The sequence below is a fragment of the Silvimonas sp. JCM 19000 genome (assembly GCF_054652575.1).
This window is the reverse complement of record NZ_BAAIHC010000002.1, coordinates 169,783-195,055: the sequence shown is the minus strand read 5'-3', so window position 1 is coordinate 195,055 and position 25,273 is coordinate 169,783. Positions and strand designations below refer to the sequence as shown.

General features: G+C 60.3%; 27 protein-coding genes. 17 read left to right on the top strand and 10 right to left on the bottom strand.

From position 1 onward, the window contains the following. The first annotated feature begins 111 nt into the window (after positions 1–111). The 5 genes from ACYQ1A_RS03260 to ACYQ1A_RS03240 all read left to right on the top strand — a co-directional run bounded on the left by ACYQ1A_RS03260 (position 112) and on the right by ACYQ1A_RS03240 (position 6,668). Positions 112–696 carry a (2Fe-2S)-binding protein gene (locus ACYQ1A_RS03260; RefSeq protein ID WP_499360164.1) on the top strand — a complete coding sequence of 195 codons (585 nt, stop codon included), beginning with the start codon at positions 112–114 and terminating at the stop codon, positions 694–696. After that, a complete protein-coding gene (locus tag ACYQ1A_RS03255) occupies positions 693–1,757 on the top strand; it encodes an FAD binding domain-containing protein (RefSeq protein WP_499360162.1) in 1,065 nt (354 codons plus the stop codon). The genes ACYQ1A_RS03260 and ACYQ1A_RS03255 overlap by 4 nt, the downstream gene beginning before the upstream one ends. Continuing rightward, complete coding sequence (locus ACYQ1A_RS03250) at positions 1,754–4,057, top strand: xanthine dehydrogenase family protein molybdopterin-binding subunit (protein ID WP_499360161.1); 2,304 nt, start codon at positions 1,754–1,756, stop codon at positions 4,055–4,057. The genes ACYQ1A_RS03255 and ACYQ1A_RS03250 overlap by 4 nt, the downstream gene beginning before the upstream one ends. A 225-nt stretch (positions 4,058–4,282) precedes the next feature. Next, positions 4,283–4,651, top strand: a complete 369-nt coding sequence (locus ACYQ1A_RS03245) for a VOC family protein (RefSeq protein ID WP_499360159.1) — start codon at positions 4,283–4,285, stop codon at positions 4,649–4,651. 94 nt (positions 4,652–4,745) lie between these two features. Next, positions 4,746–6,668: a hybrid sensor histidine kinase/response regulator gene (locus tag ACYQ1A_RS03240; protein ID WP_499360157.1), complete on the top strand. Its 1,923-nt coding sequence runs from the start codon at positions 4,746–4,748 to the stop codon at positions 6,666–6,668. Here ACYQ1A_RS03240 and ACYQ1A_RS03235 read toward each other — a convergent pair. Continuing rightward, positions 6,617–7,240 (bottom strand): PEP-CTERM sorting domain-containing protein, encoded by a 624-nt coding sequence (locus ACYQ1A_RS03235; protein ID WP_062223931.1) that lies wholly within the window; start codon positions 7,238–7,240, stop codon positions 6,617–6,619. The two genes, ACYQ1A_RS03240 and ACYQ1A_RS03235, sit on opposite strands and share 52 nt — an antisense overlap. A 3-nt stretch (positions 7,241–7,243) precedes the next feature. Further along, complete coding sequence (locus ACYQ1A_RS03230; RefSeq protein ID WP_062223933.1) at positions 7,244–7,846, bottom strand: PEP-CTERM sorting domain-containing protein; 603 nt, start codon at positions 7,844–7,846, stop codon at positions 7,244–7,246. 253 nt (positions 7,847–8,099) lie between these two features. Here ACYQ1A_RS03230 and ACYQ1A_RS03225 point away from each other — a divergent pair, with 253 nt between their 5' ends. From ACYQ1A_RS03225 to ACYQ1A_RS03190, 8 genes are all read left to right on the top strand, one after another. Beyond that, entirely contained in the window at positions 8,100–8,456 is a 357-nt protein-coding gene (locus ACYQ1A_RS03225) for a hypothetical protein (RefSeq protein ID WP_499360155.1), read from the top strand. 446 nt (positions 8,457–8,902) lie between these two features. Then, positions 8,903–9,808 (top strand): ribokinase, encoded by a 906-nt coding sequence (locus tag ACYQ1A_RS03220; protein WP_499360154.1) that lies wholly within the window; start codon positions 8,903–8,905, stop codon positions 9,806–9,808. Further along, positions 9,805–10,203: a D-ribose pyranase gene (gene rbsD / locus ACYQ1A_RS03215; RefSeq protein WP_499360153.1), complete on the top strand. Its 399-nt coding sequence runs from the start codon at positions 9,805–9,807 to the stop codon at positions 10,201–10,203. The genes ACYQ1A_RS03220 and rbsD overlap by 4 nt, the downstream gene beginning before the upstream one ends. Before the next feature lie 10 nt (positions 10,204–10,213). Then, positions 10,214–11,743 (top strand): sugar ABC transporter ATP-binding protein, encoded by a 1,530-nt coding sequence (locus tag ACYQ1A_RS03210; RefSeq protein WP_499360152.1) that lies wholly within the window; start codon positions 10,214–10,216, stop codon positions 11,741–11,743. A gap of 43 nt (positions 11,744–11,786) precedes the next feature. Further along, positions 11,787–12,725: an ABC transporter permease gene (locus ACYQ1A_RS03205; RefSeq protein ID WP_499360151.1), complete on the top strand. Its 939-nt coding sequence runs from the start codon at positions 11,787–11,789 to the stop codon at positions 12,723–12,725. A gap of 89 nt (positions 12,726–12,814) precedes the next feature. Beyond that, a complete protein-coding gene (gene rbsB, locus ACYQ1A_RS03200) occupies positions 12,815–13,765 on the top strand; it encodes a ribose ABC transporter substrate-binding protein RbsB (protein WP_499360149.1) in 951 nt (316 codons plus the stop codon). 316 nt (positions 13,766–14,081) lie between these two features. Next, the gene (locus ACYQ1A_RS03195; protein WP_499360146.1) at positions 14,082–15,083 is read left to right on the top strand and encodes a substrate-binding domain-containing protein; all 1,002 of its coding nucleotides are present in this window, start codon (positions 14,082–14,084) and stop codon (positions 15,081–15,083) included. Between the two features lie 80 nt (positions 15,084–15,163). Beyond that, entirely contained in the window at positions 15,164–16,135 is a 972-nt protein-coding gene (locus ACYQ1A_RS03190; RefSeq protein ID WP_062223348.1) for a gluconeogenesis factor YvcK family protein, read from the top strand. Between the two features lie 185 nt (positions 16,136–16,320). Here the strand turns inward: ACYQ1A_RS03190 and ACYQ1A_RS03185 are convergent, their stop codons facing one another. From ACYQ1A_RS03185 to ACYQ1A_RS03170, 4 genes are all read right to left on the bottom strand, one after another. Next, positions 16,321–16,857: a hypothetical protein gene (locus tag ACYQ1A_RS03185; RefSeq protein WP_499360144.1), complete on the bottom strand. Its 537-nt coding sequence runs from the start codon at positions 16,855–16,857 to the stop codon at positions 16,321–16,323. A gap of 168 nt (positions 16,858–17,025) precedes the next feature. Continuing rightward, the gene (locus ACYQ1A_RS03180; RefSeq protein WP_499360143.1) at positions 17,026–18,543 is read right to left on the bottom strand and encodes a fumarate hydratase; all 1,518 of its coding nucleotides are present in this window, start codon (positions 18,541–18,543) and stop codon (positions 17,026–17,028) included. Between the two features lie 189 nt (positions 18,544–18,732). Further along, positions 18,733–19,185, bottom strand: coding sequence for a hypothetical protein (locus tag ACYQ1A_RS03175; RefSeq protein WP_499360141.1), 453 nt, complete (start codon positions 19,183–19,185; stop codon positions 18,733–18,735). Positions 19,186–19,249: 64 nt separating this feature from the next. Then, complete coding sequence (locus ACYQ1A_RS03170) at positions 19,250–19,582, bottom strand: hypothetical protein (protein ID WP_499360139.1); 333 nt, start codon at positions 19,580–19,582, stop codon at positions 19,250–19,252. Between the two features lie 208 nt (positions 19,583–19,790). Here ACYQ1A_RS03170 and phnF point away from each other — a divergent pair, with 208 nt between their 5' ends. After that, the gene (phnF, locus tag ACYQ1A_RS03165) at positions 19,791–20,522 is read left to right on the top strand and encodes a phosphonate metabolism transcriptional regulator PhnF (protein WP_499360138.1); all 732 of its coding nucleotides are present in this window, start codon (positions 19,791–19,793) and stop codon (positions 20,520–20,522) included. Next, positions 20,522–21,334 carry an NUDIX hydrolase gene (locus ACYQ1A_RS03160; protein WP_499360136.1) on the top strand — a complete coding sequence of 271 codons (813 nt, stop codon included), beginning with the start codon at positions 20,522–20,524 and terminating at the stop codon, positions 21,332–21,334. Before phnF ends, ACYQ1A_RS03160 begins: the two co-directional genes overlap by 1 nt. Before the next feature lie 68 nt (positions 21,335–21,402). Here ACYQ1A_RS03160 and ACYQ1A_RS03155 read toward each other — a convergent pair whose 3' ends face one another. Then, positions 21,403–21,681, bottom strand: coding sequence for a hypothetical protein (locus ACYQ1A_RS03155; protein WP_499360135.1), 279 nt, complete (start codon positions 21,679–21,681; stop codon positions 21,403–21,405). A gap of 294 nt (positions 21,682–21,975) precedes the next feature. On the opposite strand from ACYQ1A_RS03155, the gene ACYQ1A_RS03150 reads away from it, so the two are divergent. Continuing rightward, a complete protein-coding gene (locus ACYQ1A_RS03150; RefSeq protein ID WP_499360134.1) occupies positions 21,976–22,227 on the top strand; it encodes a hypothetical protein in 252 nt (83 codons plus the stop codon). 102 nt (positions 22,228–22,329) lie between these two features. On the opposite strand, the gene ACYQ1A_RS03145 is transcribed toward ACYQ1A_RS03150, so the two are convergent. The 3 genes from ACYQ1A_RS03145 to ACYQ1A_RS03135 form a co-directional block, all read right to left on the bottom strand. Next, a complete protein-coding gene (locus ACYQ1A_RS03145; RefSeq protein WP_499360132.1) occupies positions 22,330–22,848 on the bottom strand; it encodes an HhH-GDP family DNA glycosylase in 519 nt (172 codons plus the stop codon). Positions 22,849–22,921: 73 nt separating this feature from the next. After that, a complete protein-coding gene (locus tag ACYQ1A_RS03140) occupies positions 22,922–23,461 on the bottom strand; it encodes a DUF4142 domain-containing protein (protein WP_499360130.1) in 540 nt (179 codons plus the stop codon). A 14-nt stretch (positions 23,462–23,475) separates the two neighbouring features. Beyond that, complete coding sequence (locus ACYQ1A_RS03135) at positions 23,476–24,462, bottom strand: hypothetical protein (RefSeq protein WP_499360128.1); 987 nt, start codon at positions 24,460–24,462, stop codon at positions 23,476–23,478. Positions 24,463–24,690: 228 nt separating this feature from the next. On the opposite strand from ACYQ1A_RS03135, the gene ACYQ1A_RS03130 reads away from it, so the two are divergent. After that, positions 24,691–25,179, top strand: a complete 489-nt coding sequence (locus ACYQ1A_RS03130) for a PRC-barrel domain-containing protein (RefSeq protein WP_499360126.1) — start codon at positions 24,691–24,693, stop codon at positions 25,177–25,179. Positions 25,180–25,273: the final 94 nt, after the last annotated feature.

Sequence of the window (25,273 nt, the reverse complement as noted above, 5' to 3'; positions counted from 1 at the left end):
GCCTGACGCGCTGCGTCGCTGTCGCGCCTGCCTGGTAGTAGGCGCGACACTGGCTTTCTGGCGGCGGCGGAGCTGCCAGAATCGCTCATCCCCTCTCTGCGGAATATCGTCATGCCTGACAGCGCCCCGTCCTCCGCCAGCGCGGCACAGCCAGTGCCACGGCCTGCCGCCCCGCTCTATCCCGTTACGCTCACGGTAAACGGTGAGCGCCATCAATTTGAAATCGAAACCTGGGTCACGCTGCTGGATTTGCTGCGCGAACGCATGTTGCTGACGGGCAGCAAAAAAGGCTGTGATCACGGCCAGTGCGGCGCCTGTACCGTGCTGAGCAATGGCCGTCGCATCAACGCCTGTCTGGCGCTGGCGGTGAGCCAGAATGGCCATGACATCACCACCATCGAAGGCGTGGCCGACGGCGAGCAGTTGCATCCCTTGCAGCAGGCCTTTATTGACCACGATGCCTTGCAATGCGGGTATTGCACGCCGGGGCAGATTTGCTCGGCGCTTGGTTTGCTGCGCGAAGGCGAAGCCCATACCACCGCGGCCGTGCGCGAATTGATGAGCGGCAATGTTTGTCGTTGCGGCGCTTATCCGCAAATTGTGCAGGCGGTCAGCAGCGTGATGGGCCTGCGCGACACGTCGGCGCAAGCCGCGCCGAACGTCAGCCCGGAGACGGTGGGGACGGTGGCGCCATGAACCCGTTTGCTTATGTCGCCCCGCAAGACACTGCCGCCGCGTTAAACGCAATCCAGGCCGAGCCCGACACCGACAGCCGCATGCCCCCTCGCTTTCTGGCGGGCGGCACCAATCTGGTCGATCTGATGAAAGCCGATGTGATGCATCCGGCGCGGCTGGTTGATGTGAATGGCCTGCCGCTCGATCGCATTGAAGAAACCGCCGACGCTGGCCTGCATCTGGGCGCGCTGGCCCGCAATGCCGACACCGCCTACCACCCGCTGGTACGCACGCGTTATCCGCTGCTGACCGCGGCGATCCTGGCGGGCGCGTCCCCGCAGATCCGCAATATGGCCAGCAACGGCGGCAATCTGCTGCAACGCACGCGCTGCCATTACTTTTACGACATCGGCGTGCCGTGTAATAAACGCGATCCGGGCAGCGGCTGTGCGGCCATCGGCGGCATTACGCGCCAGCACGCCATCCTCGGCGCCAGCGCACATTGTATTGCCACCCATCCATCCGATCTGTGCGTGGCACTGGCGGCGCTGGCAGCCACGGTCCATGTGCAATCAACGCGCGGCACGCGCCAGATTGCGTTTGCCGAATTCCATCGTTTGCCCGAAGACCGGCCGCAAGACGACACCACGCTGGCCGCCGATGAATTGATCACACATATCACCCTGCCCGCCACAGCAACGGCATTTGCCGCGCATTCGGCCTATCTCAAACTGCGCGATCGCGCGTCGTATGCGTTTGCCCTGGTGTCGGTGGCGGCGGCTTTGCAGCTGGATGCCGCGGGCCGTATCAGCCAGGCGCGCGTAGCGCTCGGTGGCGTGGCGCATAAACCCTGGCGTGTGCCAGAGGCCGAAGCGCTGTTGCAGGGCGTGCTGCCGGATGAGGCGGCGTTCCGCGCCGTGGCCGCGCGGCTGCTGCGTGGCGCGCAAGGCCAGGGCGCCAACGACTTCAAGATTGAACTGGCACAACGCGCCATCGTGCGCGCCTTGCAAACCGCCTTGGCCGGCACCCGCAATAACACCGACGACGACTATCGCCAGAATGGCCCGGAGGCCTTGCAATGACCGATCTGATCGCTCCGCTCAAAACGCCCAGCGCCGAAATCGGCACCGGCATGGTCCAACCGGGGATGGCGGTGTCGCGCGTCGATGGCCGTGCCAAGGTCACCGGCGCGGCGCAATACGCGGCCGAGCATCCAGCGACCGATCTGCTCTATGGCGTGGTGGTGAACAGCACCATCACCAAAGGCCGCATTCTCGGTTTTGAACTGGACGCTGCCTTGCGCGTGCCGGGCGTGGTCGACATCATCACGCACGCCAACCGCCCACGCATGCGCCCGTTCAAGCTGTCGTACAAAGACATGACGGCGCCGGGTGGTTTTCCTTTCCGCCCCTTGTACGACAACGTTGTGTTCTACAGCGGCCAGCCGATTGCGCTGGTGCTGGCCGAGAGTTTTGAAGCCGCACGCCATGCGGCCAGTCTGGTACGCGCGGATTACGCCGTTGAAGCGCACCAGACCGAACTGGCCGCCCACCTCGATCGGGCGCACGACCCGCACGGTTTGAAAGCCGGCTTTGTGCCCCCGCCCAAAGAAAAAGGCCACGCCGAAGCCGCCTATGCGGCGGCACCGGTCAAGATCGCGGCCGAGTTCCATAGCGGCGTTGAGCATCACAATCCAATGGAGCTGTTTGCCTCCACCGTGATCCGCGCCGCCGACGGCCATCTGACCATCTATGACAAAACCCAAAGCTCGCAAAACAGCCGCTGGTATGTGTCGCATGTGTTCGGCATTTCCGGGCGCAAAGTGACTGTGCGCAATCCGTATGTGGGTGGCGCGTTTGGCTCGGGTTTGCGCCCGCAATACCAGCTGGCGTTGGCGGTGATGGGCGCGCTCAAACTGCAGCGTTCGGTGCGCGTGGTGCTGACGCGGCAGCAGATGTTCACCTTTGGCCATCGTCCGGAAACCCGGCAATCGATCAAACTGGCCGCCGCCGCAGACGGCAGATTGCTGTCGATCCAGCACGATGCGGTGGCGGAAACCTCGCGCCGGGAGGACTACACCGAAGTGGTGGTCAACTGGTCCGGCCAGCTTTACGCCTGCGACAACATCCGTCTTGGCTATCACCTGGTCGATCTCGACAACTACACCCCCATCGATATGCGCGCGCCGGGCGCGGCACATGGCGTGCATGCGCTGGAAATTGCCATGGACGAGTTGTCGTATGCGCTGCAGATGGACCCGCTGGCCCTGCGCCTGAAAAACTACGCCGAAGTCGATCCCACCAAAGATTTGCCTTTCTCCAGCAAAGCGCTGCGTGAATGTTATGCCGCAGGCGCGGCGCGCTTTGGCTGGGCGCAACGCCCGCCGCAACCGCGCTCGATGCGCAAGGGCAGCGAATGGGTGGGCTGGGGCATGGCCACCGGTACCTGGGATGCGCTACAGATGTTTGCGCGCGCCAGTGCCGTGTTGCATGCCGACGGCCGCCTGGTGGTCAGCAGCGCCGCCACCGATATCGGCACCGGCACCTATACGGTAATGGCCATGATCGCCGCCGCCAGCATGGGCTTGCCGCTGGAACAGGTGACGTTTCAGCTGGGCGACTCAACCCTGCCGGTGGCGCCGATTGAAGGCGGCTCCAGCCATGTCTCCACGGTGGGCTCGGCCGTGGCAGGCGCCTGCGAGAAATTGCAGAAGCGCTTGCTGAAACTGGCCAAAGCGCTGCCAGACTCGCCGTTTGCCCGCGCCAAAGTCAGCGATGTCGAATTTGTTGAGGGACAGTTGCGTTTACGCCAACAACCCGACGTAGCGCTGGCGCTGACGCAGTTGCTGCAGCAAGCCGCTGAAGCACGCGTCGAGGTCAAATATCTGATGCTGCCCAATATGCTGCAGCAAAGAAAATATCAGCGCGCCACGCATTCGGCCGTGTTCTGCGAAGTGCATGTGGATGAGGATTTCGGCACCGTGCGCGTTACCCGCGTGGTCTCGGCCATTGCGGCAGGCAAGATCATCAGCGCCAAAACCGCGCGCAGCCAGATCGTCGGCGGCGTGGTCTGGGGCATCAGCCAGGCGCTGCATGAAGAAACCTTCCAGGACCACCGCCTTGGCCGTTTCATGAACGCCAACTTTGCCGAATATCACGTGGCAGTGAATGCCGACATCCACGATATCGACGTAATTTTTGTGGAAGAAGACGACCGCGTGGTCAGCCGCATCGGCGCCAAGGGCGTCGGCGAAATTGGCCTGGTGGGCGTCTCTGCGGCAATCAGCAACGCCATCTACCACGCCACCGGCCGCCGGGTGCGCGATACGCCGATTACGCTGGATAAGGTGATGGCGGCACCGATAGAGATCGTGACGCGATAGGCCATGGTCGGCAGCCTCAACCGTGTCTATAAAGTCTTGTCCGGCGCTGGGCCCTGAACGTTGCAGATGATTTATAAACGGCATCACGCACGCCGCATTGCCTGCGAGGGCCTTGGGCTGCCCACGTCTTGGCGGCGCTAAAAGTAGCCAGCGCCGCCGCTTCCCTGACTGCATGCGCGACCACGCTGGATGGTCGTGCAGCACCGGCTATCCGCAGGAGTACTTATGTTTGATCATGTTGTTTTCGGCGTCAGTGACTACGCCGCCAGCAAAGCCTTTTACCTGGCCGCGCTCGCCCCCTTGGGCATCCGGCTGGTGGCCGAAAACGCGCTGGGGGTAGAGATGTGTTCAGACGATGAATGCTCGCTGTGCCTGTTTCCCACCCACGAAAAACCCGCGCATCTGCATCTGGCCTTCCGGGCGGACACGCGCGCGCAAGTGGATGCCTTTTACCACGCCGCCCTCGCCGCCGGCGGCATTGATCATGGCGCGCCTGGGCTGCGCGTTAATTACGGTCCCAACTATTACGCAGCCTTTGTCATTGCGCCGGACGGACATAATGTGGAGGTGGTCTGCCATCAGGCGGAAAGGTGATCCACTGCACAAGCATGGGGTCAGAATCGGCCCACGCACTCCGTCAGAATGGCGTTAGAATCGCCCCTTTCCATACAACTCTGTCGGTTTCGCAATGACCTCTGCCGCCCTGCTGCCAGACGATAGCGAACGCTATCGCATCCTCGTTGAAGCCGTCACCGACTACGCCATTTACATGCTCGACCCCAATGGCTGCGTGCTCAGCTGGAATGCCGGGGCGCGACGGTTCAAGGGTTATGAAAAGCATCAGATTCTGGGCCAGCATTTCTCCGCCTTTTATACGCAGGAAGATCGCGACCGCGGCATGCCGGAGCATGCGCTGAAGACGGCAGCCGCAGTCGGGCGCTTTGAAGGTGAAGGCTGGCGCGTGCGCCAGGATGGCACGCGCTTCTGGGCCAATGCGGTGATCGATCCGATCCGCAACGAAGCAGGCGAGCTGATCGGTTTTGCCAAAGTCACGCGTGATCTGACCGAGCGCAAGATCGCCGAAGAAGCGCTGCGCGAGAGCGAGCAGCGCTTTCGCTTGCTGGTGCAAAGCGTGATTGATTACGGCATCTACATGCTCGATATCAACGGCAATGTCACCAACTGGAATGCCGGTGCCGAACGCATCAAGGGTTATTCCGAAGCCGAAATCCTCGGCAAGCATTTCTCCAGTTTTTATACCGAAGAAGACCGCGCCGCAGGCGAGCCCGAGCGCGGTTTGCGCAAGGCGCGTGAAGAAGGCCGCTTTGAAAAAGAAGGCTGGCGCGTGCGCAAGGACGGCACGCGGTTTCAGGCTCATGTGGTGATCGACCCGATCCGCGACGAAAACGGCGATCTGGTCGGCTATGCCAAGGTCACGCGCGATGTGACCGAGCGGCGCGCGGCCCAGGTGGCGCTGGAAACCGCCAAAGAGGCCTTGTTCCAGTCGCAGAAACTGGAAGCGCTGGGCCAGCTCACTGGCGGCGTGGCGCATGATTTCAACAATCTGTTGATGGTGGTGCTCAGCTGCATGCAACTGGTACGCAAGCGCGTGCATGAAGACGCTGGCCTGGTGCGGCTGGTGGATAACGCCATCCATGGCGCGCGCCGCGGCATGGCGCTGACTGAGCGCATGCTGGCGTTTGCGCGCAAGCAGGATCTGGTACGGCAGCCGGTGGATCTGCCGGCCATGGTGCGTGGCATGGGCGATTTATTGCAGCGCGCCGTGGGCGAAAAGATCAGCATCGAAACCCGCTTTGCCTTGCAAGTGCATCACGCGATGGCAGATGCCAACCAGCTGGAGCTGGCGCTGATGAATCTGGTCACCAATGCGCGCGACGCCATGACGGGCAGCGGCGAAATCTTTATCACGCTCAAGAACCGCAGCCCGGCCGACGCCGCCGCCATCGGCTTGCCGCCGCAGGAATTTGTTACGCTGGCCGTCACCGACAATGGCAGCGGCATGGATGACGCAACGCAGAGCAAGGCGCTGGAACCGTTCTTTACCACCAAAGGTCTGGGCAAGGGTACTGGCCTGGGCCTGCCGATGGTGCACGGCGTGGCGCAACAACTGGGTGGCACGCTCAAGCTGCAAAGCAAACCGGGCGCAGGCACCACCGCCGAAATCTGGCTGCCGATTGCGCAAGACACCCTGATCCCCGAAGCCATCGCCGCCGTCAGCGCCGCCCTGCCCACGCACGGCCCGCTGTCTATCCTGCTGGTGGACGACGACGAGCTGGTTTTGCTGGGCACCAGCGCCATGCTGGAAGACCAGAAACACGTGGTCAACGCGGTCAGCAGCGGTGCCGCCGCGCTGGCTTTATTGCACGAAGGCCACGTGTTTGATCTGGTCATCACCGATTACGCAATGCCCGATATGACCGGCCTGCAACTGGCCGAAACCATTGCCGCCAGTTGGCCGCGCCTGCCCATCGTGCTGGCCACCGGTTATGCCGAATTGCCACCGGACGCCATGCCTTTGCAACGCCTGGGCAAGCCGTATCAGCAAGACGAACTGGCTCGTGTAATTGCTGGCTGCCTTGGGGTGCGTTGAGCCTGGCGTGCCCGACGCAGCAGCAGCCCCACCACGCCGATGCCCGACAACACCCAGGTCTCCGGTTCGGGTACGCCGGTAATGCGGAATGCATTAGTGTCGTATTGATTCAGCAGGCCGGGGCCGTCGCCGCCGATCACAAACCGATCGATCAGCCCGGTAAAGCCGGTATCAAACCAGCGAAACACGCCGTCGGTGATTTGGGGCTGGAACAACACGCTTTCCACCTCGACCCCGTTCAGATAACCGGTCACCGTGATATTGCGCACGGAGTATGGGCCGTAGGGATCGGTTTCCAGGTTCTGAAACGTGGACAGCGTGAGCGCATTCAGCACAAACGGCCCGCGCTGCGAAGTGACCGGAATCGACCAGCCGTTGTACCAGGTGCCGCTGGTGGCGCCGTCGCCTGGATTAAAGCGCGAGAACACCAGGCCTTGATACACATAGTCCCAGGTGACCGTGGCCGGGCCCGGATTGTGGTACTGGTCCAGCGAGATAATTGCGGCTTGCGCCAGTGCGGCGTCAAGCAACATCACGCTGGCTAACAGCGTGGTTTTGAGGTGACGTGACATGCTCTATTCTCCTGTCTGACTGACCATACCGGCACGGACCTTGCGACCGCGTCGCGCAGCCATAGCCACTGCGCCCACGCCCAGCAAGGCCCACGTTTCCGGTTCGGGCACAGGCGAAATATCCAGCGCATTCAGCGTGTAGCTTTGCAGCAAATCCTGGCCAGCGCCGACCAGCGAAATCCGGTCCACCTGCCCGTTGAAACCGCTGCTGTACCAGCGATACACGCCGTCGGTTTGTGTCAGATGAAGCGCCGTCGAACCCACGGTTTGATCGCCGAGATAGCCGGTTAGCGTGACGTCGGTGATGGCATAAGGCCCGGACGGATTGGTCTCGAAGTTCTGGAAGGTGGCCAGCGCCACCGCGTTGAGCGCAAACACGCCGCGATGCGAAACGATATCGATGGTGTAGGCGCTGTAATAGTCGGCGCTGGCGTAACCGCTGCCGGAGTTATAGGGCGAAAATCCGAGGCCTTCGTAAAGATATTCCGGGCCACCAAACGGGCCGGGATTGTCGTAATGATCGAGCGAGATCACTTCGGCCTGCGCGAGCGCGGCGCTTAAACCGAGCAAACTGGCTAATACCGTGCGTTTCAAGGCGTGCATCATGGCGCATTCCTTCCAGCATTGAGTCGAAGGACCGTCCGGGCGGGACGGCGGTGCGCGGGGTGTTGTTGTGGTTTGTCGCTAGCGTAGGCTTCTGGCGCTTTCATTAGAATGACAAACTACGATACATACGATGAAAGGCGGCCCGGCAGATCGACGGCGTGACGGTTTGCTTGCAAGGCAAAACCGGGCGGGTCTATACCTTGGTGCAGCGCCGCAGAGCGCTAGCGATCATGATTTGAGAAGGGAAAAGCTTATGTTTGCGCTACAGATTTCCGACCATATTCTGTCTGACATTGTGCTGCCGATTGCCATTAGCGGCAGCCTGGGTGGCCTGTTTGTATATGTCGCGTTTTGCGCCTGGGCGCACGGCATTCTCAGTGAAAACTATCCGGCTTTGCTGGGGGTTTCTTCGGGCGCGATGTCGTCAAATCTGGGCCAGGGCATCCGCGAGTTTTACGAAGTGCCACCCGCATTGCGCTCCGGCGAAATCTGGCGCATTAGCAATCCGCTGCATAAGTGGTTTTTTGTTGCCACGCGGGTGGTGGGATGGCTGTGGACCCTAAGCCTGGTGCTGATGGTGCTGGATCTGGTGCTGATGCCTAAACATTGAATTGTTATGGGGTGGGTCTGGACCCACCCATCAAAGCCGCCTACTCGAGCATCAGTCTTCTAATTCGCTACTTTGCTGGGTGGGTCTAGACCCACCCTATAGACGTAGAAATTTTACTACCTGATTTATTGATTAAATCTTGTAGTAATATTCCAAACAGCCGCCTGTAGCTACATAAATGCCGAAAGCTAAGCGCTTAAACAGACGAGCGGCGAGCGGACCTGCGTTTGAGCAAAAAAACCATTCAAGCCATTGAATTAACGCAACAATAACATCTTTATCGGCGCCTCATCCCGCGCCCTGATCGCTCTGTTTTGCCCCATTTCCGTAAGCAAAACCCCGTAGCCCTCTTCCCAGCCACTACATGCCAATGCTATAAATGCCGCCAATTGCTGAGCACGTTTTAGCTAAGGCTCAGCAGCACGATCAGTTAGCCGGAGAGATGGATGGCCAAGGTATTGGTGGTAGGCAGTATCAATATGGATCTGGTGGTGCAAACCACTGCGTTCCCGCGCTTGGGCGAGACCCTGTTCGGGCAGTCGTTTGCCACCTTCCCCGGGGGCAAAGGCGCCAATCAGGCGGTGGCCGCAGCGCGTCTGGGTGCGCAGGTCAGCATGCTGGGCTGTGTGGGGCGCGATGCGTTTGGCGCACAACTCAAAGCCGGTCTGGCAGGGGAAGGAATTGATACGCAGTGGGTGTTCGAGCGCGAAGTGGCCAGCGGCGTAGCCGCTATTACGGTCACCGGCGGCGATAACGCCATCGTCGTGGTGCCGGGCGCCAATTACGCGCTGACCACGGATGATCTGGATGCGGCCGAAGCCGCCTTTGTCGCCGCCGATGTCATCCTGACCCAGCTGGAAATTCCGCTGCCGGTGGTGCAACACGCTGCGGCGCTTGCATTGCGCCATGGCAAAACCTTCTTTCTGAATCCGGCGCCGGCCACCGTGCTGCCGCAATCGTTGATCAACGCCGCTACCCTGCTCACCCCCAATGAATTTGAACTGGCCGCCGCACTGGGCGCGCCTGATAGCGATTGGTCCACTTTGCTGCCGCGTCTGCCGGGCAAGCTGGTGATGACTCATGGCAAGCATGGCGCTTATTACGCCGACCACGCAGGCAAGGCGGTGCATCAACCGGGCTTTCCGGTGACGGCGGTCGACAGCACCGGCGCGGGCGACACCTTCAACGGCGCGCTAGCGGCGTTCTGGCATCTGGGCGTCGCCGACGCGGTGCGGCATGCCAATGCGGCAGGCGCGTTGTCGGTGACCACGGCAGGCGCGCAAAGCGGCATGCCCAAGCTGGCCGAATTGAACGACTTTTTGTCCAGCCAAACCCAAGGTCAAAAACAATGAAAAAACTGGGACATTTGAATCGCGATATCGCGCGTGTTTTGGCCAGCATGGGCCACACCGACAGCATCGTGATTGCCGATTGCGGTTTGCCCATTCCGCCCGGCGTGGAATGCATCGATCTGTCGCTGCAATTAGGTACGCCCGATTTCTTTGCCGTGCTGGATTCGGTACTGAGTGATTTCAAAACCGAACGCGCCGTTTTCGCCAGCGAATGCCTGACCGCCAATGCGCCGGTGGCCGCACGCGCCAGCCAGTTTGCCGCGCAAGGCGTGGCCGTTGATTACGTGACGCATGAAGAATTCAAGCAACGTTGCCGCAATGCCCACGCCATTATCCGCACCGGCGAATGCAGTCCGTACGCCAATGTAATCCTGCATTCCGGCGTGATTTTTTAAGGATCGCGTCATGCATGTTTCTTTACGCGGTATCAGCAAATCGTTCGGGCCGGTGCATGTATTGCAGGATGTCGATTTCAATATCCTTGGCGGCGAAATCCATGCCTTGATGGGTGAAAACGGCGCGGGTAAATCCACGCTGATGAAAATCCTCAGCGGCGTCTATCGCGCGGACAAAGGCGAGATTGTGATCGATGGCCAGGCCACGCCGATTACCTCAACGCAAGACGCCGAGCGCCTGGGCATTGCCATCATCCATCAAGAGCTGAATCTGATTCCGCAATTGTCGGTGATGGAAAACCTGTTTCTGGGCCGCGAGCCACGCCGTTTTGGCGTGATTGACAGCAAGGCCATGCGCACCGCCGCGCGCACCTATCTGCAAGCGCTGGGCGCAGACCGCATCGACCCCGAAGCCGAAGCCGGCCTGTTGTCGATTGGCCAGCAACAAATGGTGGAGATCGCCAAAGCGCTGGCGCTCAACGCCAAAGTGCTGGTCATGGACGAGCCCACCGCAGCGCTCACCGACCGTGAAATCGAAACGCTGTTTGGCATCATGCAGCAGCTAAAGTCGCAAGGCGTGGCCATCGTTTACGTATCGCATCGCATGGAAGAAATCTTCCGCATTTGCGACAAGATCAGCGTGCTGCGCGACGGCCATTTTGTCGGTGAGCGTGTGATTGCGCAGACCAGTTTTGATGAGGTGGTCAAGCTGATGGTCGGGCGTGAACTGGGCGACCGTTTTCCCAAGCGCGATTCGACGCCGGGCGCGGTGCGGTTGGTGGTTAAAGACCTGGCCGACGCGGGCAATATCAGCAAGATCAACTTTGAAGTGCGCGCCGGTGAAGTGCTGGGCGTAGCCGGTTTGATGGGCGCGGGCCGTAGCGAAATCCTCAAGACGCTGTTCGGGATTAACCCACGCACGGCGGGCACGGTAACGCTGGACGGCCAGCCGTTGCACATCCGTGATGCGGTTGCCGCCATCGCGCACGGGCTGGCGTTTGTGACCGAAGACCGCAAAGGCCAGGGCCTGGTGCTGGGGATGTCGGTGCGCGAAAACGCGACGCTGGTGCACCTTAACCGTTACGCGCATCTGGGCGTGGTCAGCAGCAAGGCCGAGACCACGGCGGTGGCCAAACTGATCGAACAATTGCGCATCCGCACGCGCGATGCCGAGCTCGACGTCAAATCGTTGTCGGGCGGCAATCAGCAAAAAGTGGTGTTCGCCAAATGGCTGGCGTTGCCACCCAAGGTGTTGCTGCTGGATGAGCCCACGCGTGGCGTAGACGTCGGCGGCAAAGCCGAGATCTATCACATCATCAATCAACTGGCGGCAGCGGGCGTGGCCATTGTGATGGTGTCGTCCGAATTGCCCGAAGTGCTGGCGATGAGCGACCGCATTCTGGTGATGCATCAGGGCCATCAGGCCGGCATTTTTGATGCCAAAGACGCAACGCAAGAAACCATCATGACCGCCGCCACCGGTGGCCAGACCGCGGCGTTTACTGCGGATGCGCCGCCCGTGGAAAACGTCACCGCATAACGCAAACCTTCCATTCGTACTGAAGACAAGAACAGGCAACGCCATGACTCCTCAACAAAAAGCCACGCTGCAAAAGCTCGGCCCGTTTATTGCACTGCTGTTGGTGGCCACCGGTCTGGCCATCATGAGCCCCGATTTTTTAACCGTGGGCAATTTGCTGACCGTAATGCGCCAGGTGTCGATTAACGCGCTGATCGCGTTTGGCATGACGCTGGTGATTTTGCTCGGCGGCATTGATTTGTCGGTGGGCTCCATCCTCGGTTTGTCCGCCATAGCCAGCGCCAGCTTGATGGCAGCGGGCTTTAATCCGGTGTTTGCGACGGCCGCCGGTGTGGTCGCTGGTGCGGCCATGGGCCTGTTTAACGGCCTGGTCATCAGCAAAGGCAAAGTGGCGCCGTTTATTGCCACGCTGGCCACCATGACCGTGTTGCGCGGCCTGTGCATGGTGTTCTCACACGGCAGCCCCATTGCCGGCTTTAGCAGCGACTTTTTCAGCATGCTGGGCGGCGGCTATGTGGCCGGTCTGATCCCGGTGCCGGTGGTGGGCATGTTGCTGATGTTTGCCGTGTTCTGGTTTGTGCTCAAAAAGACGGTGTTTGGTCGTCACGTTTACGCGGTGGGCGGCAACGAGGAATCGGCCAAGCTGTCCGGCGTGAAAGTCGATCGCATCAAGCTGTGGGTGTACACGCTGTCGGGCGCAATGTCGGCGCTGGCGGGCGTGGTGCTGACTTCTCGGCTTAACTCGGCGCAACCCAATGCGGGCGCGGGTTATGAGCTGGACGCCATCGCGGCGGTGGTGCTGGGCGGCACCAGCCTGACCGGTGGCCGTGGCTGGATTTTTGGCACGCTGGTGGGCGCTCTGCTGATCGGCGTGTTGAACAACGGCTTGAATCTGCTGGAGGTGTCTTCCTTCTACCAGCAGGTGATCAAGGGCGCGGTCATTCTGCTGGCCGTGCTGATCGACCGAGGCAATAAAAAGTAATCCCGTAAAGGCGCGCCGGCCGGTTCCCCATGACGGGCTGGCGCGCCGGTATGACTCTTCTAAAAAACACACGTATGACCAGGAGTTCGATGATGAAACGCATTATTTCCCCGCTGCTGGCCGGCTTGCTGTCGGTGGGCTTGATCGCATGTTCCAAACAGGGCCCGGATAGCGCCCCGGCCGAAGCCAGCGCACCGGCCTCCTCCGCCGCCGCAGCACCGGCGGGCGCGGCCACCGTAGGCCTGGCCATTTCGACGCTGAACAATCCGTTCTTTGTTTCGCTGAAAAACGGCGCTGAAGCCGAAGCCAAAAAAGAAGGCATCACGCTGATTACCGTGGATGCGCAGGACGACCCGGCCAAGCAGCAGGCCAGCGTGGAAGATCTGATCCAGAAAAAAGTCAGCGTCATCCTGATCAACCCGACCGATTCGGCTGCCGTGGCGCCAGTGGTGAAAGAAGCCACCGATAAGGGCATCAAGGTGATCTCGCTGGACCGTAGCGTAACTGGCGCCGAAGTCAGCGCGCATATCGCTTCGGACAACGTGGCCGGCGGCAAGATGGCGGCTGAGTTCTTGCTGGAAAAAATCGGCGGCAAAGGCAATGTGGTGGAGCTGGAAGGCATTGCAGGTTCGTCCGCTGCGCGTGAACGCGGTCAGGGCTTTCATAGCGTGATCGACGGCAAGGCCGATGTAAAACTGGCCGCGCGCCAACCGGCTGACTTTGATCGCGCCAAGGGCCTGTCGGTGATGGAAAACATCATCCAGGGCAACAAGCATATCGACGGCGTGTTTGCGCATAACGATGAGATGGCACTCGGTGCCGTGAAGGCGCTGCAAGCCGCGGGTATGAAGAAAGTTGTGGTGGTCGGTTTTGATGCCACAGCCGACGCGGTAGCTGCGGTAAAGGCCGGAGATCTGGCGGCCACCGTGCAACAGCAGCCGGAATTGATTGGTCAATCGGGCGTGCAAGCTGCGAAGAAGTTGATTGATGGTCAGACCGTTGATAAATTCATCCCCGTACCGCTGAATCTGATCAAGTAAGTGTGACTGGATCAGCCTGGCGCCGTTGACGCACCGACTGCCAAAACGAGCCTTAGGCCCTCGCGAAATTACGCGGGGGCTTTTTTCTAGGCACAAGAAATGAATACGCCATAGGGTGGGTCTTGACCCACCACCCAAAGGCGCAAAGCAAAACGCAGCATTCTTTTCGTCCACTTTGATTGGTGGGTCTGGTCCCCACCACTCAAAGGCCTACGCCAGTACGCAGCGTTCTGCTCATCCACTTTGAACGGTGGGTCATGACCCACCCTATGCGCAGCGGATTTTAGTAATCGTATTGACCCCAACAGGCGTAAACGTGTCCAGCTTTGAAAGACTGACCATCGACGATATCGCGCGCCTGGCACAGGTGTCGCGCACGACTGCCAGCATGGTGCTGAATGGCTATGCCGAGCGCTATCGCATTTCCAAAGCCACGGTGGAGCGCGTGCTCAAGGTGGCCGAAGAACATCACTTCAGCCCCAGCCAGTCAGCGCGCGCCTTGCGTTCACGCCGCAGCAATACCATCGGCCTGGTGATTCCTGATCTGACCAACTCGGCGCATTCGGCGCTGGCGCAGGCGCTGGAATCGCTGTGCCGCGCCGATGGTTATCAGATGGTCATGGTCACCAGCGACGAAGATCCGCAGCGCGAAACCGATGGCATTGCGCACCTGGTGGCGCGCCAGGTGGATGGCGTGGTGGTGGTGCCGTGCACGGCGGACGCATCCCGTTATCAGAAATGGACGCAGCGCTTGCCCTTCGTCTTTGTCGACCGGCGCATCGAAGATTCCAATATCCCGTCCGTAGTCAGCGATGCCACCGCCACCGTGGCGCAGTTGGTCGCCCGCGCCATCGAGCAAGGCGCGCAAGAGATTGTGTATTTTGGTGGTCAGCCTGCCCTGTCGGCCAGCCGCGATCGTCTGGCGGGTTATCGCAGTGCGCTGGCCCAGCACGGCGTGGCTGAGCAAGCCGACTGGGTATTTGAGCGCGACTTTCAACGCGAATCAGGCTATGCCCTGATGCGCGACTGGGTGGCGCAACATCAGCGTTATCCGCAAGCACTGTTTACCGCTTCGATTACGTTGCTGGAAGGCGTGCTCGCTTTTATCAATGACGCGGATTCGCAAAGCGGCGCACCCGGCCGTTTGATGACCTTCGATGATCACCGCTTGCTGGATTGCCTGCCCGTACGCATCGACGCCATCGTGCAAGATAGCCAGGCGCTGGCGCAGCAAAGTCTGGACGCGGTAATGGCTTTGCTGCAGGGGCAGACACCGGAATCGCGGCGCGTGCCCGCGCATATTCATCAGCGCACCTGATCTGGCGCAAAGTCTGGCGTTGGCAGAATTATCCGAGCGGTTTACGCTACGCAGTTCTGGCCCCCGGACACAGGAACAGCATGAATCTGCAATACCCCAAAGTAGTGGCCCTGGGTGGCGGCACCGGCTTGTCTGCCTTGCTGCGCGGGCTTAAGCGCTTTCCGGTCGACATCACTGCCATTGTGACGGTGGCCGATGATGGCGGCAGTTCCGGCATTCTGCATCGCGAATTGCGCGTGCCACCGCCCGGCGATATACGCAACGTGCTGGTGGCGCTCAGCGAAGCCGAAAGCATCTTCAATGACTTACTGCAATTCCGTTTCAAGTCCGTCGATGGCGGCCATTATCTGGATGGCCATTCCATGGGCAATTTGCTGCTGACGGCGATGTTTTCGCTGACTCAGGGCAATTTTGTCAAAGCCGTGGAAAACATGGGGGTGGTGCTCAATATCAAGGGCCGCGTTTATCCGGTCTGCCCCAATGCCACCGTGCTGCACGCCGAACTGGCCGATGGCCGCATCGTGCATGGCGAATCAAAACTGGCCACGCATGGCTCGGCGATCAAACGCGTGTTCTTTGATGCCGAAGTGCGTGCCGAACCGCTGGCCATCAAGGCCATCGAAGACGCCGATATCATCGTCATGGGCCCCGGCAGCCTGTACACCAGTGTGCTGCCCAATCTATTGCTGCCCGAGGTGGCCGCCGCGATCAACGCCAACACGCATGCGGACCGGGTGTATGTCTGCAACCTGATGACGGAAGCGGGCGAATCGGATGATCTAAGCGCCGCCGGCCACGTCCAGGCCATCCTCGACCATGGCATTACGCGCATCGACAAAGTCATCATCAACGATGAAAACATTCCGGACGATGTGGTGGCCCGCTACGCCGCAGAAAACGCCGCCCCGGTGATCAACGATTACGCCGCACTGGACGCGCTGGGCGTAGAAGTCATCCGCACCCGCATCGCCAGCCTGGCCGACGGCGTGGTACGGCACGACTCGATCAAGACCGCCGCCAGCGTGTACGCCATCGCGCTGGAAAAAGTCTAAGCCCCCGCTAATGCTGCGATAGGGTGGGTCTAGACCCACCAATCAGAGCCGTGGAGAAATAAGCTGCCCCATGCCTCTCGCTGGCACGGGCCATGCCCACCACCCAAAGCCGTGGCGAAATGGGTTGCATCATGCTTCCTGGCGCCATGGAATGGTGGGTCCAGACCCACCCTATGCACCGCAACTCACAAGCAAGGTTGCAGCACTTGTTTCAGCGCGGCGGCGTCGCTGGGCAGATTGAACTGCGCCACCAGCGGTTTGCCTTTGCCATCGGCGCTGGCCACTTCCACCTTCAGCGGCTTACCCGCATTGCTGAGCCACGCGGCCAGCTCTTTTTTGCTGGGCTGCAGCGAAAATGCAAAGTTCGGCCCTTGCGCCGCACCGCTGGCGTTGTATTTGGCGGCGGCTTTGGGGGTATCGACGCTAACCAGTTTTTCCTTGATGCCCGCGCCAGCCGCGCCTTCAAACGGTGTGGTATTGAAATTGGCGGATTTGCCGATGCTCAGATACGCGTACGGTTCGGCATTCGGTTGGCACGCCACCGACAAACTGGCGGTGTGGGCGCTGTCGCCGTTCAGGGTCGTGCTGGGCAGCGTAGCGGTTTGCAGTGTCTGGCCAGCAACGGGCTTGGCAACTTGCCAGGTGGTGGGCTGATTAGCCTGGGCCAGCGTAATGGTGGCCAACAAGGTGGCGGCAAAGACAGATCGGTGACGAATGTGCATCACAGAGGCTCCGATAAATTAGGATTTATCCGAGCTTAAAGGCATCAAGTCACACGATGTAACGGCATTTTTACCCAAAAAAGTTGCGGAACTTCACTGACTACACGGTCAGAACGACATAGACATGGGGCGTGGCCGCCCCATGTCCGTGCAGCTGGGTCACTTGATTTACGCGACCACCGGAATCTTGCCGATTTTCGCCTGCCACTGCTTGGGCGCTACCGCATGCACCGAAACACCGGTGCTATCCACGGCCACCGTGACCGGCATGTCGACTACATCAAACTCATAAATCGCTTCCATGCCCAGATCAGCAAAGGCCACCACCTGGCTGCCCTTGATCGCCTTGGACACCAGATAGGCGGCGCCACCCACCGCCATCAAATACACCGCCTTGTTGTCGCGGATGGCTTCGACCGCAGCCGGGCCACGTTCAGCCTTGCCCACCATGCCCAGCAAACCGGTGGTTTCCAGCATCTGGCGGGTGAACTTGTCCATGCGCGTGGCGGTGGTCGGGCCAGCCGGGCCCACTACTTCTTCCCGTACCGGATCGACCGGGCCTACGTAATAAATAAAGCGATTGGTAAAGTCGACCGGCAGTGTTTCGCCCTTGTTGAGCATATCGATCATGCGTTTATGCGCGGCATCGCGACCGGTCAGCAATTTGCCGTTCAGCAACAGCGTCTGGCCTGGCTGCCAGCTGGCGACTTCTTCACGCGTGATGTGGTTCAGATCAACGCGAACGGCATCGGCCGCAGGCGTCCAGGTCACATCCGGCCAGTCTTCCAGTTTGGGCGCTTCCAGCACGGCGGGGCCGCTGCCATCGAGCGTGAAATGCACGTGGCGGGTGGCGGCGCAGTTGGGAATCATCGCCACCGGCAAGCTGGCAGCGTGCGTGGGGCAATCCATGATCTTGACGTCCAGCACAGTGGCCAGACCGCCGAGGCCCTGCGCGCCAATGCCCAGCGCGTTCACCTTCTCGTACAGCTCGATGCGCAGTTCTTCCACCCGGTTTTGCGGGCCGCGCGCGATCAAGTCCTGAATATCGATTTCCTGCATCAACGATTCTTTGGCCATCAGCATGGCTTTCTCGGCCGTACCACCAATGCCGATGCCCAGCATGCCAGGCGGACACCAACCCGCGCCCATCAAAGGCACGGTTTTAAGCACCCAATCAACGATGGAATCGGACGGGTTCAGCATCACAAACTTGGATTTGTTCTCAGAACCACCGCCCTTGGCCGCGATGTCAATTCCGACGGTATCGCCCGCCACAATCTCGTAATGGATTACGGCCGGGGTGTTGTCTTTGGTGTTCTTGCGGCCGCCCGCGGGGTCTTGCAGGATGGATGCGCGCAACTTGTTGTCCGGATGCAGATAAGCCCGGCGCACGCCTTCATTGATCATGTCGCTCACGCTCATGGTTGCGTCGGCCCACTGCACATTCATGCCGACGCGCACAAAACAGGTGACGATGCCGGTGTCCTGGCAGATTGGACGCTGACCCTGCGCGCACATGCGGCTATTGGTCAGGATCTGCGCGATGGCGTCTTTGGCGGCCGGGCTTTCTTCGCGCTCATAAGCGGCGCCCAGTGCCTTGATATAGTCGGCCGGATGGTAATAGCTGATGTATTGCAGACTGTCGGCAATGCTGTCGATCAAGTCGTCCTGGCGGATGACGGCCATGCGAAAACTCCAGTGGGATCGGGTGTATGAAGAGAACGTGCTGCGGCGCGCAATTTTAGCAAAGCGGCTGTAGTTGCGCGCTGCCGATTACACCAGGTCCGCATTGTTCTACAACACGAGGCGGTCTGTGCACTGCCACCGAAGCCATAAGCGGTGAACGCTGGCACCGCCGTCAGCGGCGTGCGCCTATCATTGCGCGGAATCTTCAGCCGCAGCCAGGTCAGCCATAAGCTCGCAAGTCAGGGTGAATTCAGGTTGGGGGTACATGCCTGCAGCCGCCGCAAAGTAACTGGCGTTTCCGCCATACTCGATTGAAAAGACGAATCCACTGACGCACCAGACTTTCGCCTGCAATTTTTCCCGGTTCGATATTTCGACTTGCACCTTGGCCACCAGGAGTTCAGTTGTCCTGTTTGCGAATGCAAGGTCTTGGTCAAGATCCGAACGGCCATTCTTTATTCTGTAGAAGTTGGCTTCGACGCCCTCGGGCAGGCGCTGAACTTTATTGATTGCCTGGATCTGCCGGTTCCATGCCGCGCGCAAATGCGCGTCCAGATGCGCCGCGACACACTCAAGTATCATTTTTTCGAGCGCAGATAATTTCGTACCAGCGCCGAACATCCAGGCAAAAACAGTCTTCATCACTGACACGTGCAAGTCCCTCCGTACGCCTGCTGCATGACCGTATGCCCCGCTCGCGGGACCTCTATGCGCGCCGTAGCCTCAACCCAAGCGTATGGCAAACCTCTTCCGGATTGCGCGCATAGCACCGAACCATATGGCTGCAATAATCGGCCACAGTGAAGATCAGCAGATCCCCGCTGCCGAGTCGCTTCAAGTCAGCCTTATCAGACACGTCGCGAATGTCGTCGCTGAGGATATCAAATTCATTTCTTTTGAAATCGGATGAGCTGGTCGCAACCAGATTTTCACCAAACCGATCAGTTCGATCCAGAACGCCGACTTCTACAGCAAAAAGCCCGGCGATCCTTGCCATTGCGGCGTGCCAGATTTCGTCATGGGTGTATTTGTTATTCATAAAGCGCAATTCAGCCATTGGGGGCGAGGGATAAGTCCGCCAGCACAGATGGCCAGCGGCGGCCGCTTACCTGTCTCAAGCCCTGGGTCGGGGATTGGATGTATGTTGCCGGTACAACAATGATGCAATCATCTAGATGAAATCCAGGCGCCGTAAACTGTCAGTCATATTGCCCCAAGCGCGGGCGCATTACAGGAATCGACCAGCAATGAGCATCACCGTAGAGCGCGGCTCCGGCGTGGCCCTGTGGCGGCAAATCGAGGAAACCCTGGCAGGCGAAATTGCGCGCAAACAATTGCGCGAGCGCCTGCCCAACGAGGCCACGCTGGCGGAACGCTTTGGCGTAAACCGCCACACCATCCGCCGGGCCGTACAAGCGCTCGAAGCACGCGGCATGGTGCGCATCGAGCAAGGCCGGGGCACTTTTGTGCAAGAGGAGTTTATCGATTACAAGCTGGGCAAGCGCAGCCGTTTTTCGCACAGTCTGGAAAAACAACAGCTTGCTGGCACCAGCCAGGTTCAACGCAGCCGCAGCGTGGTGCCGCGCGATGAAGTCTGCGCCATGTTGCAGGTGCCCAATGGTAGTAGCGTGATGCAGATTGATGCACTAGATGTGGTGGATGGCCGGGTGATCGGCGTGTGTACCCAGTATTTTCCGCTGCCCCGCTTCAAAGGTTTTGATGTGCTGTATCAGCAAGCAGGCTCGGCCGTGCGCGCCTTGCAACAGCTCAATATCGAGGAATACAGCCGCAAGTTCAGCCGCGTCAGCACGCGTTTGCCCGAGGCCGATTGTGCGCAACAACTGGGCCAGCCCAAGACGCAGCCGATCTTGTTTGTCGAAAGCGTGTATGTGGATGCCGCGGGCGTCCCCATCGAATATGGCATTACCCGCTTTGCCGGTGATGCCGTGCAATTGGTGTTTGAACCGGAGCATGCCTGATGGATATCGCCGCCGCCCTCGCCGCCTGGCGCAGCACCCAGCCCGGGCTTGATACGAGCGGTCTCACCCGCTTTGCCGTGCTTGGCCATGACCTTGGCTGGTTGCAGCGCGAGACGGTGGAGTTCTTGACCGCATTTGACCCGGCGTTTTTGCTGACGCCGCAACGGCTGCGGCTGAATGTGTCTGATGTGGCGACGGCAGAAGTGTTACTGCAGCAGGCAGCGCAAAAGCTGTACGACACCGGTCGCATGCCGGGTTGGCGCAACGAGTTGTACGATCTGCACGCCCCCACGGCCGATGGCACGCCTGATCTGCAGCAGCCGCTCTTGAAGCTGGAGCGTGCCGCTTTCCGCCGCTTTGGTTTCACCAGCATGGCCGTGCATATCAATGGTTATCGCGACGACGGTCAGATCTGGATTGCGCGCCGCGCGCTCAGCAAACATGTCGATCCCGATCTGCTCGACAATCTGGCCGCAGGCGGCATCGGTAGCGGCGAGCGCATGGCGGCGTGTGCAATGCGCGAATTATGGGAAGAAGCGGGCGTGCCGCCCGATATGGCGCAACACGTGGTACCCGTGGGGCAGTTGCAGATGCAGCGCAATGTGCCCGATGGCGTGCATGACGAGATTTTGTATTGCTACGATCTGCGCTTGCCCGACGATTTTGTGCCCACCAATACCGATGGCGAAGTGGCTGGCTTTGAAAGCCTGAGCGCCGACGAAGTCGCTGCCCGCCTCGGTCAGATGACGTGGGACGCCGCCGCCGTCACCGCGGCCTTTCTCGAACGCCGCGCCGCGCTGCGCGCCGGATAAACCCGGCTGTGGCCAAGCAAAACGCCGCATGGGCTGCGGCGTTTTTCTGCACCTGCACCGGCGCTGGATTACTGCAAACGCGTCGCAGCAATACCCTTGTGCGGGCCGCTCCCCACCTGGGGCAGATTGCCCGCTTCGATCATCATGCGGGCCACGCGCAATGCTTCGGCATTGGCGGCATCTTCGCTTCCGAACTCGCTCGGCGCTGAAACCCGGCGCCATGGGACTACATATTGAGGGTCCACACCATCAGTCGGCAGGCCGATGGTAAGGGTGGGATACCAGTCCTGCGTTTCGATATCCTGCTCGGCGCAGGTCTCGATGAAATAGCCTTTGTGCTGTTGCATGGCGCTGCTCCTTGCCTGAATAAGCAATTAAATCCCAATAAAATCAATGCGAATCCGGTTGGGCGTGCGCGGCCTTGTCGACAGCGCGCCGTTGATACCAGTTTCTATAGATGCTGCGTTGCAACATATCGGCTGCCTGCCTATAAGTCTGTAAGTGAAAGCCTGTAACTACGTGTTTGACAGCGCGGCCTCACAGTCAGGTCAGCGTCTGGCCTACAGCATCCGGCAGACGCGGTGCCAGACAATAGTGGCCACACTAATCCTGAATCTTGCAAACCCTTAGCGGAGAAACCCATGGCCTGGAGTGGCGGCACCGAACTGTTTGAAGACGTAATCACGGCAGCGCAAAAAGGCATCCCCGACAATGACTTGCGCCGTGATTTTTATCTGGAGCTGATCGAAGCCTTCGAGCGCGAGGGTTGGGATGAGCAAGCCGATTGCCGCGGTCTGGACGCGGCTTTTGACGAAGCGCTGGAATCACTGCACCCGGAGCTGACCGAAGACGAGGACGACGAAGACGACTCGGATGACGATGTTTATCACTAAAGCAGCGGGCGGGGCTGGATGGGAGGATCTCCCATCCACGCCCTGCGCCGGTGCCGCATCGAGCCACTTGGCGTGATCGGCCCTGGCCCGGTGTTTACTGCGCTATGCGCCGGGATGTTTGGGGAATAGATAGGGCCCGGCTTCGCGCATGAAAATCTCGACCGTCTTCGGTCCCACCCCCTGCAGTTCAGCCAGCTTGTTTTCAAATTCCTGGCGGCTACGCGAACGTGAATACATCTTGCGCAGGCTGCCGCCGTAATCGTCAGTGAGTTGTTGGCACATGGTTTGCAAATTGCGCGCGGACGATTCATCCAGCCGCCGGTAATGGCCTTCGCCCAAGGCATCCACCAGCTCTTGCCAGCTTTTTTGCAGGATGGCGTGCGGGCTGCTCAAGCGTCTTTCCATAAACACATGCCACGTGCGCTCGGCCACTTCGGCCTGTACCGGTTTGCCAAACAGCCAGCTTGCCAATAGCCAGCGAAACAGACCGCGCTCGCCCACGATATTGATGCCCAGATCGCCCGCGGTCCGTTCACGCGTGCTGTGATGCGCATGGCCTCGGGCCGGGTTGTGGCTGGAATGGCTGTGTGTTTCGGTATGGGTGGCGCTGTGCTGAGTCATGGCGGCTCCTTGCCGCGCCGACGCAGCGGCGCGGAGTGCGTTTTTATAAAGTGATTGGGTCCGGGCCCGCCGCTCAGGCGGTCGGGTGTACCAGCTGTTGCGCCATCTCCAGATGATGGCGTATCACCGGCAGGGTCTGTTCGGCATAACGACGCAGATCAGCGTCGCTGCCGTTGCTGGCTTCCTGATTGAACAAGCGCTCGACCACGCTATGGGCATACACCCCGGCATGCTCCAGATACTCATCATCGAATTGGGCGCTATCCAGATGCCGCAATCGTTCCAGCAACTGGTTGTCTTCGGTGTCCGGCGCCAGTTCCAGCTCCACCCCTTTGTCGCGCGCCAAGCGTTGCAGGGCTTCGTTGTTCTTGCGATGTTCGCGCACCATCTGCTCGGCAAATTGCTGCACTTCCGGGCGCACCGCGTGGCTTTGCGCCAGTTCGCCCAGCGCCACTTCGGCCGCGCCCGCATGCGCCGCCTTGTACAGGAACATCAGATCGGATTCATTCAGACGCACCCCCATGCGTGCGGGGTCGTGCCCGAATACGCCTGGCATGCCGCTCATGGCGGACGAGCTCACCAGTTCGTTCAGCGACGTTTGCTTTGATTCCATCGTGCCCTCCTCGGTTAAGCCTGCGTATTCACCAACAGGCTGGTGTTGTTATTGGCTGCTTGCGCCGCAGTCGCGGCATTCACCGTATTGGTGGCCGTATTGGCGGTGGCGGCAGCATTGGCAGCCGCCTGATTAGCGGCCACGGCTTGCGCCTGGTTCAGCTGATTGGCCGGGTTCAGCGGATTGGTCGGGTTGTTGACGCTGGCCGGGTTTGCCGGGTTGTTGGGATTGTTGACGCTGTCGGGGTTCAGCGGGTTGTTGGGGTTATTCAGGCTCAGCGGATTGGCCGGGTTGTTCGGGTTATTGATGCTGTTGGGGTTCAGCGGGTTGTTCGGGTTATTCAGGCTGTCCGGATTCAAGGGATTGGTCGGGTTGTTCAGGCTTGCCGGGTTCAGCGGATTGTTGATATTGAGCGGGCTGTTCGGGTTGAGCGGATTGTTCGCGTTCAACGGACTAGCCGGGTTGTTCGGGTTATTGATGTCGTTGGGATTGTTGTTCAGCGTTGCTTCATTGGCTGCAGTCTGGTCGGTGGTGGCGGCGTTGATATTGTTGGCCGTCTCTTGCGCCGAATTCAGCAGCGAACTGGTGGCAGTGGCGTTCAGCAAAGACGCAGCGGTATCGGCTGGCACATTCACAATCACCGATTCGGGTGTGCCCAAGGCGTTGTAGGTCAGCGTGGATACATTCACCGTTCCGGCCAGATTGGCCGCCGCCGGGCTGTTGGCCAGCGTCGCGGCCAGACCGTTGGCCGCGTTGTTATCAAGAATGGCGTTGGCATTGCCGAGGGTAAATTGCGTGGTGGTCGCCACGCTTTGCTGCACGGTGGTGGCGGTCAGATTGCTGCTGTTCAAGGCTTCGGTGGACTGCACATTGGTCGCGATATTGGCTTCCGTCGCCGCCACTTGCGCCGCATTGGCCGCTTCGACGGTGGCCGTCGGCAGCGGCGTGATAATCGGCACCAGCGTGGACGAGTCTACTGCGGTGATCGGATCGATAGCCATGATGCGTCTCCTGTGTCGCCGTGCGACAGCATGATTCATAGCCTCATCCTCCGCCTTTGTATCAAGCCGCCCTATCGGCAGCCCGCGCGCCGCAGCGTCAGCCCATTCCGGCCTGGCCACCCCACATAAGCCAGCGCCCAGGCGCTTTCCTACGCGGCGATCAGCACTGGCCTACAGCTACCCCGCGGGCAGCACGGCACCATCAGCAGCTGGACCGGGGAGAACGCAATGCGGCGCGGATGGTGGGGATGGACCTTGCTGGGATCAAGCTGGGTGGGCCTGGCATGCAGCGCGTACGCGGCCGACGTCAACGGCATACCGGTGGCGGCCTCGGCGGTGCAAGCCACCGCCTCCGGTGCCAATCACGACAAAATCCGCCGCGCCTCGCTCATCATCGGCACCAAGGTGCAAAGCCCGGCGGGCGAAGAGCTGGGCCGCATTTCGGATATCGTGCTCGACCCGGCGCATGGCTCCGTGGCCTATGTGGTGCTGCAAGGCGCGCGCATCGGCGGCACCGCGGGCAAGCTCTATGCCGTGCCATGGCCCGCGCTGTCTGTGGCAGGGGAAGACGGTGATATTTATCAGCTGAATATGGATCGCTCGGTGCTGGGCAACGCGCCGTCGTTTGACGACCGGCACTGGCCAGACTTTACCGATCGGCAATGGAATGACTCGACGTGGAAATACTACGGCGTGAAACCGCCGTGGCTACCCTGAGCCCCTATCGCCGCGGGGCCCCTGCAGCACTCGCACTCGCTCACAGTTTGCACGCCAGCCGGGCCCGAACAGTGCGGCCCGGCGCATAGGTGTG